15 protein-coding genes are annotated in these 16,917 nt (G+C 48.2%); 8 read left to right on the plus strand and 7 right to left on the minus strand.

Translation table 11 applies throughout. The annotated features are described in order from the left end of the window. Positions 1 to 182 precede the first annotated feature (182 nt). The 4 genes from H608_RS0115505 to gcvP form a co-directional block, all read right to left on the minus strand. Entirely contained in the window at positions 183 to 851 is a 669-nt protein-coding gene (locus H608_RS0115505) for a hypothetical protein (RefSeq protein ID WP_028788477.1), read from the minus strand. Between the two features lie 23 nt (positions 852 to 874). Then, entirely contained in the window at positions 875 to 1,165 is a 291-nt protein-coding gene (locus tag H608_RS0115510) for a hypothetical protein (protein ID WP_155990200.1), read from the minus strand. 93 nt (positions 1,166 to 1,258) lie between these two features. Continuing rightward, positions 1,259 to 1,819 carry a helix-turn-helix domain-containing protein gene (locus tag H608_RS0115515; protein WP_211227072.1) on the minus strand — a complete coding sequence of 187 codons (561 nt, stop codon included), beginning with the start codon at positions 1,817 to 1,819 and terminating at the stop codon, positions 1,259 to 1,261. 978 nt (positions 1,820 to 2,797) lie between these two features. Next, a complete protein-coding gene (gene gcvP, locus H608_RS0115525; protein ID WP_028788480.1) occupies positions 2,798 to 5,695 on the minus strand; it encodes an aminomethyl-transferring glycine dehydrogenase in 2,898 nt (965 codons plus the stop codon). A 373-nt stretch (positions 5,696 to 6,068) separates the two neighbouring features. On the opposite strand from gcvP, the gene H608_RS0115530 reads away from it, so the two are divergent. Next, positions 6,069 to 6,554, plus strand: coding sequence for a YkgJ family cysteine cluster protein (locus H608_RS0115530; RefSeq protein WP_028788481.1), 486 nt, complete (start codon positions 6,069 to 6,071; stop codon positions 6,552 to 6,554). 41 nt (positions 6,555 to 6,595) lie between these two features. Then, complete coding sequence (locus tag H608_RS0115535) at positions 6,596 to 7,945, plus strand: DUF389 domain-containing protein (RefSeq protein ID WP_028788482.1); 1,350 nt, start codon at positions 6,596 to 6,598, stop codon at positions 7,943 to 7,945. Here H608_RS0115535 and H608_RS0115540 read toward each other — a convergent pair whose 3' ends face one another. The 3 genes from H608_RS0115540 to folK form a co-directional block, all read right to left on the minus strand. Continuing rightward, the gene (locus tag H608_RS0115540; RefSeq protein WP_051268372.1) at positions 7,946 to 9,205 is read right to left on the minus strand and encodes an MFS transporter; all 1,260 of its coding nucleotides are present in this window, start codon (positions 9,203 to 9,205) and stop codon (positions 7,946 to 7,948) included. It abuts the gene before it with no gap. Positions 9,206 to 9,237: 32 nt separating this feature from the next. Beyond that, positions 9,238 to 9,870, minus strand: coding sequence for a deoxynucleoside kinase (locus tag H608_RS0115545; protein ID WP_028788484.1), 633 nt, complete (start codon positions 9,868 to 9,870; stop codon positions 9,238 to 9,240). A 67-nt stretch (positions 9,871 to 9,937) separates the two neighbouring features. Continuing rightward, on the minus strand, positions 9,938 to 10,420 hold the full coding sequence (gene folK, locus H608_RS0115550) for a 2-amino-4-hydroxy-6-hydroxymethyldihydropteridine diphosphokinase (protein ID WP_028788485.1): 483 nt from the start codon (positions 10,418 to 10,420) through the stop codon (positions 9,938 to 9,940). Between the two features lie 108 nt (positions 10,421 to 10,528). Here folK and sppA point away from each other — a divergent pair, with 108 nt between their 5' ends. From sppA to H608_RS0115580, 6 genes are all read left to right on the plus strand, one after another. Beyond that, complete coding sequence (sppA, locus tag H608_RS0115555) at positions 10,529 to 12,289, plus strand: signal peptide peptidase SppA (RefSeq protein ID WP_028788486.1); 1,761 nt, start codon at positions 10,529 to 10,531, stop codon at positions 12,287 to 12,289. Positions 12,290 to 12,336: 47 nt separating this feature from the next. Continuing rightward, entirely contained in the window at positions 12,337 to 13,446 is a 1,110-nt protein-coding gene (locus H608_RS0115560) for an ABC transporter permease (RefSeq protein ID WP_028788487.1), read from the plus strand. 164 nt (positions 13,447 to 13,610) lie between these two features. Further along, positions 13,611 to 14,126, plus strand: a complete 516-nt coding sequence (locus tag H608_RS0115565) for an SRPBCC family protein (protein ID WP_028788488.1) — start codon at positions 13,611 to 13,613, stop codon at positions 14,124 to 14,126. A 56-nt stretch (positions 14,127 to 14,182) separates the two neighbouring features. After that, on the plus strand, positions 14,183 to 14,704 hold the full coding sequence (locus H608_RS0115570; RefSeq protein WP_028788489.1) for a DUF2911 domain-containing protein: 522 nt from the start codon (positions 14,183 to 14,185) through the stop codon (positions 14,702 to 14,704). 262 nt (positions 14,705 to 14,966) lie between these two features. Then, complete coding sequence (locus H608_RS22600; protein WP_038008672.1) at positions 14,967 to 15,530, plus strand: RNA polymerase sigma factor; 564 nt, start codon at positions 14,967 to 14,969, stop codon at positions 15,528 to 15,530. Further along, positions 15,517 to 16,902 carry a porin family protein gene (locus H608_RS0115580; RefSeq protein WP_028788490.1) on the plus strand — a complete coding sequence of 462 codons (1,386 nt, stop codon included), beginning with the start codon at positions 15,517 to 15,519 and terminating at the stop codon, positions 16,900 to 16,902. The genes H608_RS22600 and H608_RS0115580 overlap by 14 nt, the downstream gene beginning before the upstream one ends. Positions 16,903 to 16,917 lie beyond the last annotated feature (15 nt).

Here is a 16,917-nt window from a genome sequence, read left to right on the forward strand (position 1 = left end):
AGGTTGCCTGGAAAATAAAAAAGGGCCAGGATAAAAATCCAGCCCTGTATTAAGTCCAATATCCTATGAAAAACCAGTGTAAAGGTAGCATCGGGCTTTTTGCGGTTGTTACACGATTTAACAGATCTGTTATATAATTCCCACATCGGAAGGAGGGGGCTGTAGGTCAGGCTTTTGGGCCATTATGCCTTTCTTTTTAATTTCAATGCCTCCAGTGCCTGCCGTTGATTTTCCACCTCAAGCTGCTGGTTGGTCTGGTTGTCTTTGTTGGTCCGGAGATCGTCCTGCATTTTTTTCATTTTGCCATCCATGTCTTTTTCATCCTTCTGAAAATTCGACAACTTTTTCCGTGAAGCAGCTAAAACGTCTTCCTGCTTCCTGATGTCTTCTTCAAGACTGTAAGCCGTAGTGTTTTCGATAAGGCTGTTCAGAAAAACCCGGGCATTGTCCCAAAGCACGGTATCCTGTTCGGGTGACGTAAAGTTTTCATTACCGGTGCTGATCAATAAGTAGATCAGACTGTTGTTTTTTTCTTCTTTGTTTTTCTGCGTTATTTTAAAATACATGTCCAGCTTCTGGCTGCCCAGGGAAGGAAGTTGGGTATTGTTGAATACATAAAACCCGTCTGTTGTATTGTTCTTCCAGAACAGGTGTCCTTCTGTCTGCGGCTTGTAGCCTGCATCTTTTAACTTTTGCAGGATGGTGGCTTTTACATCTTCCTGGTTGTTGGCCAGTTCAAGGGTAAGGGCCGGCTGCATCATTGTTTTATATTGCACGGTAGTAACAGACGTTTGTGAATGTACTGCAGCACTTATAAAAAGTGCGGAGAGTAAGAGATTGCTTTTATTCATTTTTTAAGTATTGTACATGATTATTAATATGCGTTCTTATTCACATTGAACAGGTTCTTCTGGTATTGAATGACGGTATGCAACACTTTGATCTTTTCAAGTATTTTACTCTTCAGATCTTTGTGGTGCTTCATTTTTTTTACCTGAACGAGTGCGATCTCATAATTGAGCAGGGCGTCTTCATACTCTCCGTTATTTTCACTCTGCAAGGCGATCGAGAAAGATTTTTCAGAAATGTTCTTTTTTGAATAGAAGAGTACGCGAAGAAAAAACAGGACGATTAATAGTACGGAAACGGAAACAATGATAAACACGAACACTTTTTTAGTTTGAATGGAGAGCTGTAATAAAGGTGAGTCTTTTTAAACGTACTATCGTTACAGTATCCTGTGAAAGAATTGTATAATTCACACGTCTTCGAGCATCGAACGTCGCTTGTCCTTAAGCTGTCTGAAATGCGTCGGAGTCAGACCTGTTACCTTCTTGAATTGGCTGGACAAATGCGCAACACTGCTGTAGTGCATTTTGAATGCGATCTCCGTAAGGGTTAGCTCATTATAAACCAACAACTCTTTTACCCGTTCAATCTTATGCGCTATGAAAAATTTCTCTATCGTTGTGCCCTGCACTTCTGAAAAAAGATTAGCCAGGTAAGTGTAATCGTGGTTCAGTTTGCTGCTGAGGTATTCCGAAAATTTGATGGTCAACGGCTCTTCCGAATAATGTACCAGTTCTACGATCACAGTTTTAATTTTCTGGATCAGTACACTTTTTTTGTTATCCATCAGTTCGAGTCCTGATTTCAAAAGTGCCCTTTTGAACTGGTCCAATTGTTCCGGCGAAATGTTTTCAATTATATCTGCTTCGCCTAACACCACGTTCGTATAGTGTAATCCCAACTGTTCGAGTTCCGCCTTCACGACCATTGTGCAACGGATGCAAACCATATTTTTGATGTGCAATTTCACTGGAGTGGTTGATTGGGCCGCAGCGTAGGAATAAGGTAGCCGGATATTCCCGGAGATTCAGTAAGTGCATTCGATATATAGACTCAATTATCCTGCCATGCCACAGTCTTAAACAGGTTTGCCTTGATCTCAAACAATTGTGAGGCTATTGAAAAATATTATAAACAGATTTTGCTGATAACTGCAGAGGTGATTATTTCCTTTCAATGAATCATTAAACGCAGTAACAGCATAACGGTCAGCCGTTTAATTTTTACAATATGTTATATGCCTGCGAAGAAAGCAGCAGCGCCTGATCAGAAAAAAAATGAAATAATAAATCTTCTTTTTTATCAGTGGACACTTGGCTGTACAATACTACGGCAAATATGGCTGACCGTCCGGTAAATGGGGAATAATGTGTGAATTATATAACAATTCCGGAGAATGATGTAATAACATTACCCGGGAATAGACTGATCTTCATCGTTCAATGGAATCGAACGTTCTTTTCAGCAGAGGCTTTTCTGATTTTATAATGAAGGCAGAGAAGCGTATTTATAGCTGCCGGAGAGTAATGCGACTGAACCCGCATTGGACAACCTCCCTTTTACTTACACCATAATCTGTACTGTGGTTTTTATCATCCTGCTTTTTGCCGCTCATTGGTATCTGTCGTTGTTTCCCGGGACTTTTTTTTACCACCGCTATCTGGTCCGGGCATTTCCCATCTTAATGTGGGCATGTCTTTTTGTTTACCTGTACCTTGAGCTTGTTCCTTCGTTTTGGTTCCTGCTGCTGTTGCCGCCGGAGTTTATACGAATCACAACATTGAAGATGAACAGGTCAATAAGGCATCAGTGAATGAGTGAAGTGTCAATAAAAAGCCACGATATGCACCCCTCGAGAACCTCAGGGTACGCACCATGGCTTTTTAACTTATTACTTATAGCTTATGCCCGAAGTATCGGCCCGAAGTATCGGGCGGCTGTTTCCTTCTCAGGCCTCAGTCTCCATATAGCTCTCCACCGGCTCACAAGTACAGATAAGATTTCTGTCACCAACGGTATTGTTCACACGCGCAACACTTGGCCAGAATTTATTCTCGCTTACATACTGCAGCGGGAACGCAGCCTGCTCGCGGGAATAGACATGCTCCCAGTTAGAAGAACAAATCACCGCCTGCGTATGCGGAGCATTTTTCAGCGGATTATCTTTTTTGTCGGCTTTGCCTTCTTCAATCGCTTCAATTTCTTCACGGATAGACAACATCGCATTACAGAAACGGTCGAGTTCTGCTTTGTCTTCACTTTCTGTAGGCTCGATCATGATGGTGCCGGGAACGGGGAAACTCATCGTCGGCGCATGGAAGCCGTAATCCATCAGACGTTTGGCAACATCCTCCGCTTCCACTTCGGCAGTTTTCTTGAACGGCCGCAGGTCAACGATGAATTCGTGTGCACATTGTCCCTGGTGATTGGTATAAAGAATATCGTATTTGGAAGCAAGGCGCGCACGCATGTAGTTGGCATTGAGAATTGCATAGCGCGTTGCATCGGTAAGACCTTGCGCGCCGAGCATGCGGATATAACCATAAGAGATCAGCAGGATGGAGGCACTGCCATAGGGAGCAGCAGATACCGCGCCACGGCCTTCACTCATCGACACCACTCCTTTTTCACCAGCCAATGATACGTGACCGGGCAGGTGTGGTGCAAGATGTGATTTTACACAAATAGGACCCATGCCAGGACCGCCACCACCGTGCGGAATGGCGAAGGTCTTGTGCAGGTTGAGGTGACAAACGTCTGCACCGATCAGACCGGGAGCCGTTAAGCCCACCTGTGCGTTCATGTTTGCACCGTCCATGTATACCTGGCCGCCATGCTGGTGAATGACGTCGGTGATTTCCTTCACTGTTTCCTCATACACACCATAAGTGCTGGGATACGTGATCATGATACCCGACAATTGATTGGAGTATTGTGCTGCTTTCACTTTCAGGTCTTCTATGTCGATGTAACCGTTTTCCAATGCTTTTACTACTACCACTTTCATTCCGCACATAACGGCAGAAGCAGGGTTGGTGCCGTGTGCAGAGATGGGGATCAGCATGACGTTGCGGTGATGATCGCCATTGGCCTCGTGGTAGGCTTTGATCGTCAGCAAACCTGCGTACTCGCCCTGTGCACCGCTGTTGGGCTGCAAACTGCACGCGTCGAATGCGGTGATGTTGCAGAGGTAGCGGGACAACTCATCCACGATGTATTGATAACCTCCGGCCTGATCCAGTGGCGCAAACGGGTGCATACGCGCCCAGTGCGACCAGCTCAGTGGCATCATTTCCGTAGCTGCATTCAGTTTCATCGTGCAACTGCCGAGGGAGATCATCGATGTATTGAGCGAAAGGTCTTTGTTCTCGAGTGACTTAATGTAGCGCATCATCTGGCTTTCGCTGTGATGGCTGTTGAATACAGGATGTGTGAGGAAATCGGAACTGCGTTGCAGTGAAGCAGGCAGATGTACGAGTTCCGCATCCTGGGCAATGTCGAATGCTACGGGGTCTGTATCGTTTTCAAAACAATTGATCAGGTCATACAGATCTTCGGGCAGCGTGGTTTCGTCGAGGGAGATACCAATATGCTGATGATCGATGTAGCGAAGGTTGATCTGCTGACGATCTGCTTTTTCGCGGATGATGTTTACATCTTTAACACGCACAACGATGGTATCGAAGAATGCGTTGGACACTAATTCAAATCCACGTTCGGCAATCGCTTCACCAACAGTTTGCGCGAGCAATGCCACGCGGCGCGCGATATTGCGCAGTCCGTCGGGTCCGTGATAGACCGCATACATGGCCGCCATGTTGGCCAGCAGTGCCTGTGCGGTACAAATGTTAGAAGTTGCTTTTTCGCGTTTGATGTGTTGTTCACGTGTCTGCAGGGCCATGCGTAATGCGCGGTTGCCTTGCGCATCCACACTCACACCGATCAGGCGTCCGGGAATGCTGCGTTTGAAATCATCTTTAACAGCAAAGAAGGCTGCGTGCGGTCCGCCATAACCCAGCGGCACACCGAAGCGTTGTGCGGAACCTACCGCTACGTCGGCGCCGAGTTCGCCCGGAGGCGTAAGTAGCGTAAGTGCGAGCAGGTCGGTTGCCATTACCACATAAGCGCCGGCTGCATGCACCGCTTCGGTAAATGCGCGGTAATCTTCTATGGCACCTTTGTCGTTGGGGTATTGTACAATGGCACCAAAGAAGCTGCCATCGGGTGTAAATGTTTTGTAATCGCCTTCTGTGAGTTCGATGCCGAGTGGCAGGGCTCTTGTGCGGATTACGTCTTTTGTCTGGGCAAAAATTTCCTTATCGATAAAGAAACGCGGGCGTTCAGGTTTTTCCTGTTTGTTGAGCGTATGGAAAAACATACTCATGGCTTCCGCGGCGGCCGTTGCTTCATCGAGCAGGGACGCGTTAGCAATAGGCAGGCCCGTAAGATCGCTGACCATGGTCTGGAAGTTCAGCAGACTTTCCAGACGGCCTTGTGAAATTTCAGCCTGATAAGGGGTGTATTGGGTATACCATCCCGGGTTTTCAAAAACATTCCTGAGGATTACCGAGGGTGTGATGGTATCGTAATATCCCTGGCCGATATAATTGGTGAAGAGTTTATTCTTCAGGGAAACTTCTTTGATATGCCGCAGGTATTCATGTTCGCTGAGCGTGGGAGGGATGTCCAGCGGAGATTGCATGCGGATAGCAGCGGGAACGGTCTGGTCGATGAGTTCGTCCAGGCTCGCGGAGCCGATGGCGCGCAGCATGGCGCGGGAGTCTCCTTCCCTCGGACCGATATGGCGGGAACGGAATTCATTGGATTGTTGTTCGAACAAGCTCATTTAATTGGCGATTTTTAAGATCTACGGGAAAGGTCAGCGCGTCGACCGACGGCTGGCGAAAAGCGCTGCAAAGTTACGATGCTGTCAGCACAAAAAATAGCGTTTGTTCGTACAGGCGGGGAATGTGGATAAGGCGGTAGTAAGTAATAGGTTGTAGGTAAAAGGTTTAAGGCGTAAGGCTTAAGGTAAAACAGCCGTTGTAAGTAATAAGTATTAAGTTCTGGGTTTTCAGGCCTAAAGCTCTCGAAACAAACTGACCATTCACGACTCACGGCTGTTTTATTCACCATTCACGATTGACGATTCACGATTGACGATTCACGATTGACGATTCACGATTGACCATTCACTATTCCCTCCGTACCTTCGCACGATGGCGGGAGATCTGTTGCACAACTGGCAAAAAAAATCGGGTGAACGGCGAAAATTGTACAAACAATTTCTGGCCAGGGCCGACAAAAACAAAACCTTAAGGCAACTTCCTGATCTTCATGAAGAAGCATTCGAAAAAGTGGATTGCCTGGCCTGCGCCCGCTGCTGCAAAAGCTTTTCCCCCCGCTTCAAAACTCCCGATGTAAAAAGGATCGCTAAAGTGATGGGCATGCGCGAAAGCGTGTTCATCGAAACCTATCTCCGCGTGGACGAGGAAGGAGATTTTGTGGTAAAATCATCGCCCTGCCCTTTCCTGGGCGCGGACAACCACTGTTCCGTTTACGAAGACCGGCCATCTGACTGCCGCCGTTTTCCCTACACCGATGAGGACGTGCTGATCAAACGACCGGTGCTCACATTGAAAAACACGGAATTTTGCCCCATTACCTATTATGTGATTGAAAAACTGATGGCTGCACAGCGCTGAGAATTTTCCTATTTTAGTGCCGTCACCAATCGAATAGCTAAATGAACCTGCTTCGTTCTTCCGCGGTACGCTACCTGATCCGTAAATTGAGACTGCCCGCCGACGAGGAGAATGTGCAATCTACTGTTGCCAGTATACGCGGCGGAACCGAATTCAGCGGCCCCAGCGTATGGATACTTGTGGCAGCAATCTTTATTGCTTCATTGGGCCTCAATATGAACTCCCCGGCCGTAATCATCGGGGCCATGCTTATTTCTCCACTCATGGGACCGATTTCGGGTTTCGGACTTGGCCTGGGAATAAACGATATTTTATTAGTCAAAAAAGCCGTCCGCAATTTCGCCATCATGGTGGGCGTAAGTGTGCTTACTTCAACTGTCTATTTTGCCATAAGCCCTGTAAAGGAAGCCGGTTCAGAATTATTGGCCCGTACTTCCCCAACTGTTTATGATGTGCTGATTGCTTTTGTAGGTGGGGTTGCGGGAATTGTAGCGGGGGCCAGTAAGTTGCGGAAAAGTAATGTGGTTCCGGGCGTGGCCATTGCCACGGCTTTGATGCCGCCGCTTTGCACAATCGGTTTCGGCCTCAGCAATTTTAACTGGAGCTATGTAATCGGTGCTTTTTACCTGTTCATGATCAACAGCGTGCTGATTGCCATTTCAACTTTCCTGGTGGTTACTTTATTGGGGTATCCTAAAGTGACGGAGCGCGAAAAGAACAAACAGAAGCGCATTACCTGGATCATATCAGCACTTATTTTATTCACCATTGCCCCCAGCATTTACCTCACTTTTCATATCATCAAAAAATCTGTTTTTCAACAGCAGGCAACCCGTTTCGTGCGCGAAGAGATCCAGGATCGCACGCACATTGTTGTTACGAGCCAACTTTTATACAAACCGTCCGGATCTAAGCTGGAAGTAGTATTAATGGGAGATGTAATAGATAGTTCGGGAATTCAATCGTTGGAAAAAAAACTGCGTTATTACGGGCTTCAGGGTTGTCAGTTACATCTCTACCAGGGACCCGATGCACAGGCTGCGGCGCGTACAATGTTTGATGATCTGAACCAGGATGTGCAGCTACAGAGTTTGTCGATAAAAGATATTTATGTTAAAATGGACAGCCTGCAACGCGCCCTCCGTTCCGATTACAGGTCAGACTCCCTGCAACAACAGCTAGCCAAAGAAATGTATGCGTTAGACTCATCCCTGAAAGAGATATCCATACAACCCGAGCGGGTGTTCAGTCCTGCAACCAACAGGTATGACACCGTTTGGTCAATAACTGCATCATTTGCCAAACCGGTCTCTGCCGCGGAGCAGCGCAGGAGGCTTGCCTGGTTGCAGCAACGACTGAAGTCCGCAACGATCAGGTTTACGACTTACTGATCAGTATTCGAACTTCCGGAGTTTGGGCGCTTTGAACCATGTAATGATAAAAATGAGCAGGGTCATACATCCGCCAAATGCCACGGAAGGAATAATGCCCAGGTGACGCGCGGCGAGACCGCTTTCAAATTGTCCCAATTCATTGCTGGAGTTGACGAACATCGAACTTACGCTGCCAACGCGCCCGCGCATGTGATCCGGCGTTTTTAATTGCATCACTGTTCCGCGTATCACCACGCTCACGCCATCCAGCATACCCGCAACCATCAATACGGCAAACGACAACAGGAACCATTTGGAAAAGGCGAAAATGATGATGCAGATGCCGAAACCGCCCACCGCCAGCAATAATTTTTTGCCCTGTGCCTTGCGCATCGGCACCAGCGTGAGTAATACCACAATGATCGCCGAACCGATATCAGAAGCGGCATTCAACCACCCGAATCCCATCGGACCGATGTGTAAAATGTCTTTTGCGTACACCGGTACCATGGCCACCGCGCCGCCAAACAATACCGCAAACATATCCAGCGCCATGGCGCCCAGCAGTTCTTTTGTCCGGAATACAAACTGCAATCCTTCCTGTATGCTGCGTAAAGAGTTTTGTTGTTTTTTCTCCGGAGAAGGAGGTTTGGGGTGAAGGCGGAACAAAAAGATCAGCGAGGAGATCATCAGGCAAACGACCACGATGAAGGTGCCCGTAATGCCAACGAATGCAATGAGAAATCCACCCAACGCGTGGCCCGTAACGGAGGCGGAAAGCCAACTGGCCTGCGTCCATGTAGTGGCGTTTTGCAGATACTGCCGCGGCACAATATTGGCGATCATCGAGGAAAAGGTAGGGCCGGCAAAAGCGCGGATAATGCCTGTGCAGAAAAATACTCCATATATACACCACGAGATCTGCCTTCCTGAGAAATGTTCACCAAAAAAAGCAGTGGAAAAAAAGAGCAGCAACGCTGCGGCCACTACATAACAGGAGATGGCCTTGAGCAACAGCTTTCGCTTTTCACTCTGATCGATAATATGCCCCGAAGGCAAAGCCATGCACAAAGCAGGAATGACTTCTGATAATCCCACCAGCCCGATCGCAAGCGGGTCATTGGTGAGATGATAGATCCACCAGGCCACGAGTGTGGTCATCATTCGGATGCCCATAACAAAGCAGAAGCGTCCTGAGAGGAGAAATCTGTATTCGGGAATCCGCACTGCGGCAAAAGGATCATTTGTAACCTGCGTTACCGGTACTTTGTCGTCCATTGGTTAACGCAAATTTACTGAAACGCGGCAATTCAGGGAAGCGAGATATAGTGAATACCTGGTTCGTACTCCTTTTCCAGCGCATCGTAGATAATCTGCGTATGCTTTTCATTGCCCAGAAAATCGGCATTGGAAGCATCTACAAATAAGGTCCGCGGATTTTGCTGACGGATATAATTGGTATATGTTTCCTGGATGTTGAACAGGTAATCATCCGGGATTTGCTGTTCGTAAGAGCGGTTACGTTTGCGGATATTGGCCTGCAATTTATCCACCGGTGCATGCAGGTAGATCAGCAGCTCGGGTTGTACCAGTTGCTGGTGAATGATCTCGAACAGTCGTTGATAAAGACGGTACTCATCTTCCGGCAGGTTTACTTTTGCGAACAGCAGGCATTTGGTGAACAAGTAATCGGAAACGGTCAATTCCTGGAACATGTCCTGCTGCTGCAATAGTTCTTTCAGTTGTTTGAACCGTTCTGCCATGAAGAATAATTCCAATGGAAAAGCGAACTGTTGGGGATTTTCGTAAAATTTCGGCAGGAAAGGGTTGTCTGCAAACTCTTCGAGTATCAGCCGGGCATTGTAATGTTTGCTCAATATATGAGCCAGGGTGGTCTTGCCGGCTCCGATGTTTCCTTCTATTGTAATAAAGTTGTAACGCATAAAGCAGCCCGCAAGGTAAAAGAAATACGTTTTACGGAAAAAGCGGGATGAATAGTTTGTGGAAAAATCAATGCAGTTTCACCACCGGCAGCGGATCTTCACAGGCATCGAGCAGTTGCCGGATGGTGCGATGAAGCACCGGGTGCAGTTGTTCACCGGCTATTTCTGCCAGCGGTGTCAGTACAAAACGCCGCTGCGGCAGGCGCGGATGCGGGATATCAAGGTGCTCATCGTGATAATGCAGGTCGTTGAACAGCAGGATATCGATATCGATCACGCGGGGCGCATATTTTTCCGATCGCACGCGGCCGATTTCTGCCTCAATAGCCAGCAAAGCCGCCAGTAGCTTTCGCGGTGCGAGCGTGGTTTCGAGGGCCAGCACCTGGTTCAGAAAAGCGGGTTGATTGGTTTTTCCCCAGGCTGCCGTTTCATAAATAGCGGAAACACGGACCAGCCGGCCGCAATGCCGGGATATGAGGTCCCTGGCCTGCGATAGATTTTGCTCCCGGTTGCCCAGGTTGCCACCGGTCAGTAAATAAGCCTTATTCATATAGTAATCTGCACGAACGCCCCAAATATCTTTATTTTTGACCCTCTACCCAAAATGTTGACGGGTAGTGGACCGGATTATCGGTCGGAGCCTAAATCATTTTTTATCATGCGCAGTTTTTTTAAGGTATTCTTTGCCTGTTTACTTGCTCTCATCATTTTCACCCTGATCGGTGTATTCCTGCTGGCCGGTACGGTTGGTAAGATCGCCCGCAACCAGGTACCAAAAGTGAACAAAGGCACGGTGCTGGTGCTGGACCTTGCCGAGCATTTTGCCGAGCAAAAGCAGGATAAAATGTTTGGCCTCGGCGGAGAAGGCAACGAAGATGTACCCGGTTTATACGAAGTAGTCAGGTTGCTGCACCGCGCACGCACCGATAAAGATGTGTCCGGACTTTATATAAAAGCCAACGGCAGCGGAAACGGATTTGCCGCAGGCGAAGAACTCCGCACGGCTATCCGCGATTTCAAAGCGAGCGGAAAGTTTGTGATCGCCTTTGGCGACCGCATGTCGCAAAAAGCTTATTCCATTGCAACAGCCGCCGATAAAATTTACCTCAGCCCGCACGGATCACTGGAATGGTCGGGCTATAGCGTGGATTACCTGTTCCTGAAAGGAACACTGGATATGTTGCAGATCAAGCCGCAGATCTTTTATGCAGGGAAATTCAAAAGTGCTACGGAACCATTCCGTTCCGATCGCATGACCGATGCCAACCGTTTGCAAACGACCATCTGGCTCAATGACCTGTACAATGACCTGCTGTCAACTGTTTCGGCAGCCCGAAGCGTCGATACCGCTACGTTGCGCAATCTCGCTACAACCGGCGCCATCCGTTATGCAGAAGATGCCGTGGCCGCCAAATTGGTGGATGGCGTAAAATATGATGATGAGATCAAAGACGAGATCAAAACAAAACTCGACATCGATAAACTGGAAAAAATCAATTTCCTTTCCATCGGCACTTATCGCGAAGCAACTTCATCGCTGGCCAGCAGCAGCCGCGGCAACATTGCCCTGATCTATGCCGAAGGCGATATTATCGACGGCAAAAGCGGGGAAGGAAATATTGGTGGAGAAACCTACCGCAACCTCATCCGCAAAGCCAGACTGGATCAGAACATCAAAGCCATCGTACTGCGCGTAAACTCCGGCGGAGGCAGCGCCATGGCCAGTGAAGATATCTGGCGCGAACTATCGCTTGCCCGTAAAGACAAAAAACCTGTAGTGGTGAGTTTCGGTGATGTGGCCGCTTCAGGTGGCTATTATATTTCCTGCGCAGCAGACAGCATCTTTGCCCTGCCTACCACCATCACCGGATCGATCGGGGTGTTCAGCGTTTATCCGGATATGGAGCAATTCTTCCGCAACAAACTCGGCATCACCTTCGATGGAGTAAAAACGGGTCCGTTCGCAAATACGGGCAGTATAAGCCGCCCGATGACGGAAGAAGAAAAACAACGCACGCAACATGATGTGGAGCGGATCTATGCGATGTTCAAAAACCGCGTAGCCGAAGGCCGCAAAAAAGATACAGCCGCTATCGAAGAAATTGCGCAAGGCCGCGTATGGACCGGCTATCGCGCGAAGGAAATAGGATTGGTAGACCGTTTTGGGGGTCTGCAACAGGCTGTCGAATGTGCGGCGCGCATGGCCAAACTGGACGATTACACCGTTCGCGAATTGCCGGAAACCTATGGTTTCTTTGAAAAATTATTCGGCCGCAAGGATCCCGCTGCTTCTTATACTTCAGTAATGCGCGAGCAACTCGGTGACGATTATTTCCGGGTGTATGAGCAATTGCAGAAAGTGCGCCGAATGAGTGAAGCCGTGCAGGCGCGGATGCCATTTGAAATGCTGATCCGTTAAGCCACGCCGTACAATCGTTTTCGCTACATTTGTGGCCAATTCCTTCTATGTCACGAACCTATAGTCAGTCCCGTGCATTGTGGGCCATCACCAGGGCCAGCTTTAAAGCAATTTTCAGCCAGCCCATGTCGGTGATCTTCAGCCTGCTGTTTCCCATCATCTTTATCCTGATATTCGGCGCTTTTGGCAACGGAGGTCCGGGAAGACAATCGCTGGCGGTGGCACCCGGTTCCGATACGGTCAATGCACTGTTCGACAGTATCCGCAACAGTCCTTTGCTGCGTATTGTTGACTATCCCGATACGGCGAAGATGAACGAAGCCGTTGAGAAAGGAAAACTGACAGCCATCCTCGATATACGTAAGCAACCACAAGCAGATAGTACGGCTCCACAATACCGCGTATTCGTTCATTCATCTTCCGCAAGTGGTTCCAACTTATATGTACTGCTAGAGGTAATCGATCATTTGCGGTTGAAAACGGAACTGGCGCGCGTTACCAATCTCGAACGCAGCTATGCGGTGCAACCGGTGGTGACCGAAGGCAAGCGCTATCGCCAGATCGATTTTGTGTTGCCCGGCCAGCTCGGCTTTTCCATTTTATTCTCTACGCTGTTTGGTATAGCGGTGGTGTTTTTCAGCCTGCGCGAGCAACTGGTGTTAAAAAGATTTTATGCCTCGCCGGTGAAGCGGATCAATATATTACTGGGCATTGGCATGAGCCGGTTGTTTTTTCAACTGATCAACGTGGTCGTACTGATTCTCTTTGGTCATTTCTTTTTGAACTTCACGCTGGTCAATGGTGCGTTGACGTTTATAGAAATGGTGTTGTTATCGGTTTATATGTTGTTTCTATTGATGGGCATCGGATTGATCATCGCGAGTCTGGCAAAAAATGATACGACCATTCCGTTAATGATCAACCTGTTTGGTTTTCCGCAGATGTTGTTGTCCGGTACATTTTTCCCGATAGAAGTATTTCCCAAGTGGTTGCAGGACCTTTGTCAGATCCTGCCGCTCACGCAATTCAACACGGCGATGCGCAAGATTTCATTTGAAGGATTGCATCTCACCGACTGCTGGAAGGAGATCGGTATCATGGGTATCTGGCTGGTGGTCGGTTATGCCGTAGCCTCGAGGATCATGAAATGGGAGTAGTTAATTTGATAATTTGAAGATTTGAAAATTAGGCAATAAGTGAATCGTGAATGGGATTGCCGCTGCTATTTACCTTACACCTTACGCCTTACGCCCTACACCTTATACCTTATACCTATAACTTATTACTTATTACTTAATACTTACAACTTAATACCTCCCTCGTGCGACTGCTCCGACTGGCCTTCTTCAGCTTTCTTTTTCTGTTTATCCTGGTAACAGGGATATCACTATTCATTCCTTCGCATGTGCGTATATCGCGTGCAACGAATGTGGGCGCTCCGCCTTCGGCTATTATGCCGGTGCTGCAAGACCCGGCGCGTTGGAAAGAATGGTATCCCGGCCTGGACTCAGCGGCGCTTTATTATGAAAATGGCGTAGTGAAAGGAGTGAATATGAGTCCGGATGGTAAAGTGAGCCTGGTATTGCAGGAAAACAAAGGCACGGAAGTAATCACCGAATTCCGCAGCAGCATGCGCCCGGTCATCAATGGCTGGAACGTGATCTCGCATCCCGGCAGCGACTCAACTACCGTACAATGGTACATGGATTTCCATCTGCGCTGGTATCCCTGGGAGAAGTTCACCAGCATCCTGTTTGACCGCTGGTACGGACCCAAAATGGAAAAAGGACTGGAAAATATCCGTCATCTCACGGATAGCAGCCGTTTATCCCAATAGAACGAACCTTCTGGCTTGTTATTTGTAATTTTTCGGTACTAAAAAAACACAATAACATGCGCTCATTCTTATTTACCGCACTGGCCATCGTTACAACCATGGTGGCATCCGCACAGGATCAGGACAAATCAAAACGTCCCAGCCCGCCGGCTACCGTTACGCAGGCACTGGCTGGTGGAACCGAAGTAACCATCAATTACAGTCAGCCTTCCGTTAAAGGCCGAACCATTGGCAAAGACCTCGAGCCCAAAGCGGGAGAGGTATGGCGCACCGGTGCCAACGAGGCCACTACTTTTGAAGTAACCAAAGACGTAAAAATCGAAGGCAAAACACTGCCCGCAGGTAAATATTCCCTGTTCAGCATTGCCGGTACCAACGAATGGACCATCATCTTCAATAAGACCTGGAACCAATGGGGCGCTTACAAATACAAGCAGGACGAAGATGCGCTTCGTGTAAAGGTAAAACCCGGCAAAGCAGCACAATTCGCTGAAAAGATGACTTTTACAATTGATGAAAAAGGAACGGTTACCATCTGGTGGGGCAATTTGCAGGTGCCTTTTAAGGTACAAGGTTGAGGGGTAAGGCCCGAAGTGTCGGCCTAAGGTTTAAGGCATAAGGATTAAGCCAGATACTTCGGGCGTAGGTCTTAAGTTATATGTATAAACAGCCGTGGTGAAATCTGAGTTCACCGCGGCTGTTCTCATTCACGATTCACCATTCACGATTCACCATTCACGATTCACCATTCACGATTCACCATTCACGATTCACGCCCGGTCTTTTTAATTTTACCCCGAGCAACGAAATCACATTTTCCCGTGTCAGGGAATCACCGGTATGATAGACGAGCGTAAACTGGTTAGGGAATGCCTCAAAGGCAAAATGCAGGCGCAGCAACAGTTGTATGACCTGTATTCCGCTACTATGCTCGGTATCTGCTACCGTTATACCCGTTCCATGCGGGATGCCGAAGATGTACTCCAGGAAGGTTTTGTCAAGGTTTATTCCAAATTAGATCAATACAAATTTGAAGGGGAGTTGGGTGCCTGGATCCGCCGGATCATGGTCACCTCCTCCCTCAATTTTCTCAAACGCAACAAACGCTACCGCGATGAAATGTTTTTCACAGAAGAATACATGCATCCGGTGGAAAAAGAAGATCCTGCCGTAAAATTGCAGGCAAAAGAAATCGCAGATCTTGTCCGCCAACTGCCGCAGGGTTACCAGGTGATCTTTAACCTGCACGCGGTTGAAGGTTTTTCGCATGTGGAAATAGGCGAGATACTGGGTATCAGCGACAGTACCTCGCGCTCGCAATATGCAAGAGCGCGCAACCTGCTGATCAGTTGGATTCGTAATGTTTCTGTACCGTCTAAAAAAGTGAACTATGCCGGTAAATGATTTTGAAAGGGACATACAAAACAGGCTGGAGGAGCTGAAGCTCCGCCCGTCTGCCGAAGTATGGCAGCGGGTGGCGGCCGATATCCGGAAGAAAAAACGCCGCCGTGTACTGGCCTTCTTTTTATTCTTCTTCCTGCTGCTGACCGGTGGTTATGCCGGCATGCAATTTTTCTCCGGCACCGGTGATGGTACCGGCAACAAAAGCCTTACCCAATCTCCATCTGTTAACCAAACAGAAAAGCATTCCAATGCAGGAATCTCTACCCAAAAAGATATCGCCACAACCGGTCAGCCTGTAGCTGTTACTCCTGCTACCAATAATCAGCAACAAGCTTCTGCGGCAACGCCCGTAACAATGGCCGTTACCAGGACAAGAAAAAATACCCGGCCTGCGGTTACTGCACAACAATCGAAAACAACGTCAACAGACAGCAAAAATCTACCAGCAGACAACAATGAGCCTGTTATTACCCAGCAGGCGCCAGATAATAGTATCAGCAAGTTACCTGCCATAGAACCGGCCGCCACCGCTGAAACAGCACCCGGATTGAGCGCAACACCTGCCGATACAAGCGCAGCTTCTGCCACGCTCGCAGCCTTGCCCGAAACACCGGTAGACAGCCTTGCAACAGCCGCCACTCCGGATAAAAAGGCGAAGGCTAAAAAGAAAAAAGCTTGGCGATTCGGTATCGACGGAGGCATTGGCATGTCAGGCGTATTGGCAGCGCCTCTCTCGATGAAAGCTGTAGAACCCGGGCAGAATGTGTTGAGCAACGGCTTTACACAACAGGCCAACGTGCTGGTTCCCGGTACCGTTACTTACCTGCCGACTGCCGCTAATCCTTATGTAGCCTGGAACCTCGGTGCCGTGGTGGAAAAACAACTCACGCGGCGCAGCACCTTCTCGGCCGGACTTCGCTATTCCTACGCAAGCACCATTCAGAAAGCAGGGGAATATAATCCAACGTTCCGCGCCAACGTAGGAGAGCCCAACAACGATTACGTTAATAGTTTCCATTTTGTATCCATACCGCTTGCTTATCACTGGCAGATCAACCAGGCACGTAAAATGCCGCCTGTAACCTTCGATATCGGTTTTACCGCCAGTCGCTTATTGCATACAAATGCATTGCTGTACAATGTGGCACAGGGTGGTGTCTATTATAAAGACAAAGATCTTTTTAATAAAAATCATTTCGACCTTACTGCCGGATTTTCCGTGCGTCTCAATGCGGGAGGTCGCTGGCAATGGTCAATCGGTCCCCAGGCAGGCTTCGATCTCACTAACCTTTACCTCGATAAAGCGGAACAGGACAAAGAGTTCCTTTATTACGGAGGGCTGAAGCTGCGTCTGCTGCTGCCGCAACGATAATTTAACGCCGGTGCA

Source organism: Terrimonas ferruginea DSM 30193, assembly GCF_000425585.1.
Lineage (GTDB): Bacteria > Bacteroidota > Bacteroidia > Chitinophagales > Chitinophagaceae > Terrimonas > Terrimonas ferruginea.

Excerpts from the sequence above, each read along its gene's own strand:
- H608_RS0115505 (WP_028788477.1), bottom strand. The coding sequence starts at position 851 with ATGAATAAAAGCAATCTCTTACTCTCCGCACTTTTTATAAGTGCTGCA.
- gcvP (WP_028788480.1), bottom strand. The coding sequence starts at position 5,695 with ATGAGCTTGTTCGAACAACAATCCAATGAATTCCGTTCCCGCCATATC.
- H608_RS0115530 (WP_028788481.1), top strand. The coding sequence starts at position 6,069 with ATGGCGGGAGATCTGTTGCACAACTGGCAAAAAAAATCGGGTGAACGG.
- H608_RS0115535 (WP_028788482.1), top strand. The coding sequence starts at position 6,596 with ATGAACCTGCTTCGTTCTTCCGCGGTACGCTACCTGATCCGTAAATTG.
- H608_RS0115540 (WP_051268372.1), bottom strand. The coding sequence starts at position 9,205 with ATGGACGACAAAGTACCGGTAACGCAGGTTACAAATGATCCTTTTGCC.
- H608_RS0115545 (WP_028788484.1), bottom strand. The coding sequence starts at position 9,870 with ATGCGTTACAACTTTATTACAATAGAAGGAAACATCGGAGCCGGCAAG.
- folK (WP_028788485.1), bottom strand. The coding sequence starts at position 10,420 with ATGAATAAGGCTTATTTACTGACCGGTGGCAACCTGGGCAACCGGGAG.
- sppA (WP_028788486.1), top strand. The coding sequence starts at position 10,529 with ATGCGCAGTTTTTTTAAGGTATTCTTTGCCTGTTTACTTGCTCTCATC.
- H608_RS0115560 (WP_028788487.1), top strand. The coding sequence starts at position 12,337 with ATGTCACGAACCTATAGTCAGTCCCGTGCATTGTGGGCCATCACCAGG.
- H608_RS0115570 (WP_028788489.1), top strand. The coding sequence starts at position 14,183 with ATGCGCTCATTCTTATTTACCGCACTGGCCATCGTTACAACCATGGTG.
- H608_RS22600 (WP_038008672.1), top strand. The coding sequence starts at position 14,967 with ATGATAGACGAGCGTAAACTGGTTAGGGAATGCCTCAAAGGCAAAATG.
- H608_RS0115580 (WP_028788490.1), top strand. The coding sequence starts at position 15,517 with ATGCCGGTAAATGATTTTGAAAGGGACATACAAAACAGGCTGGAGGAG.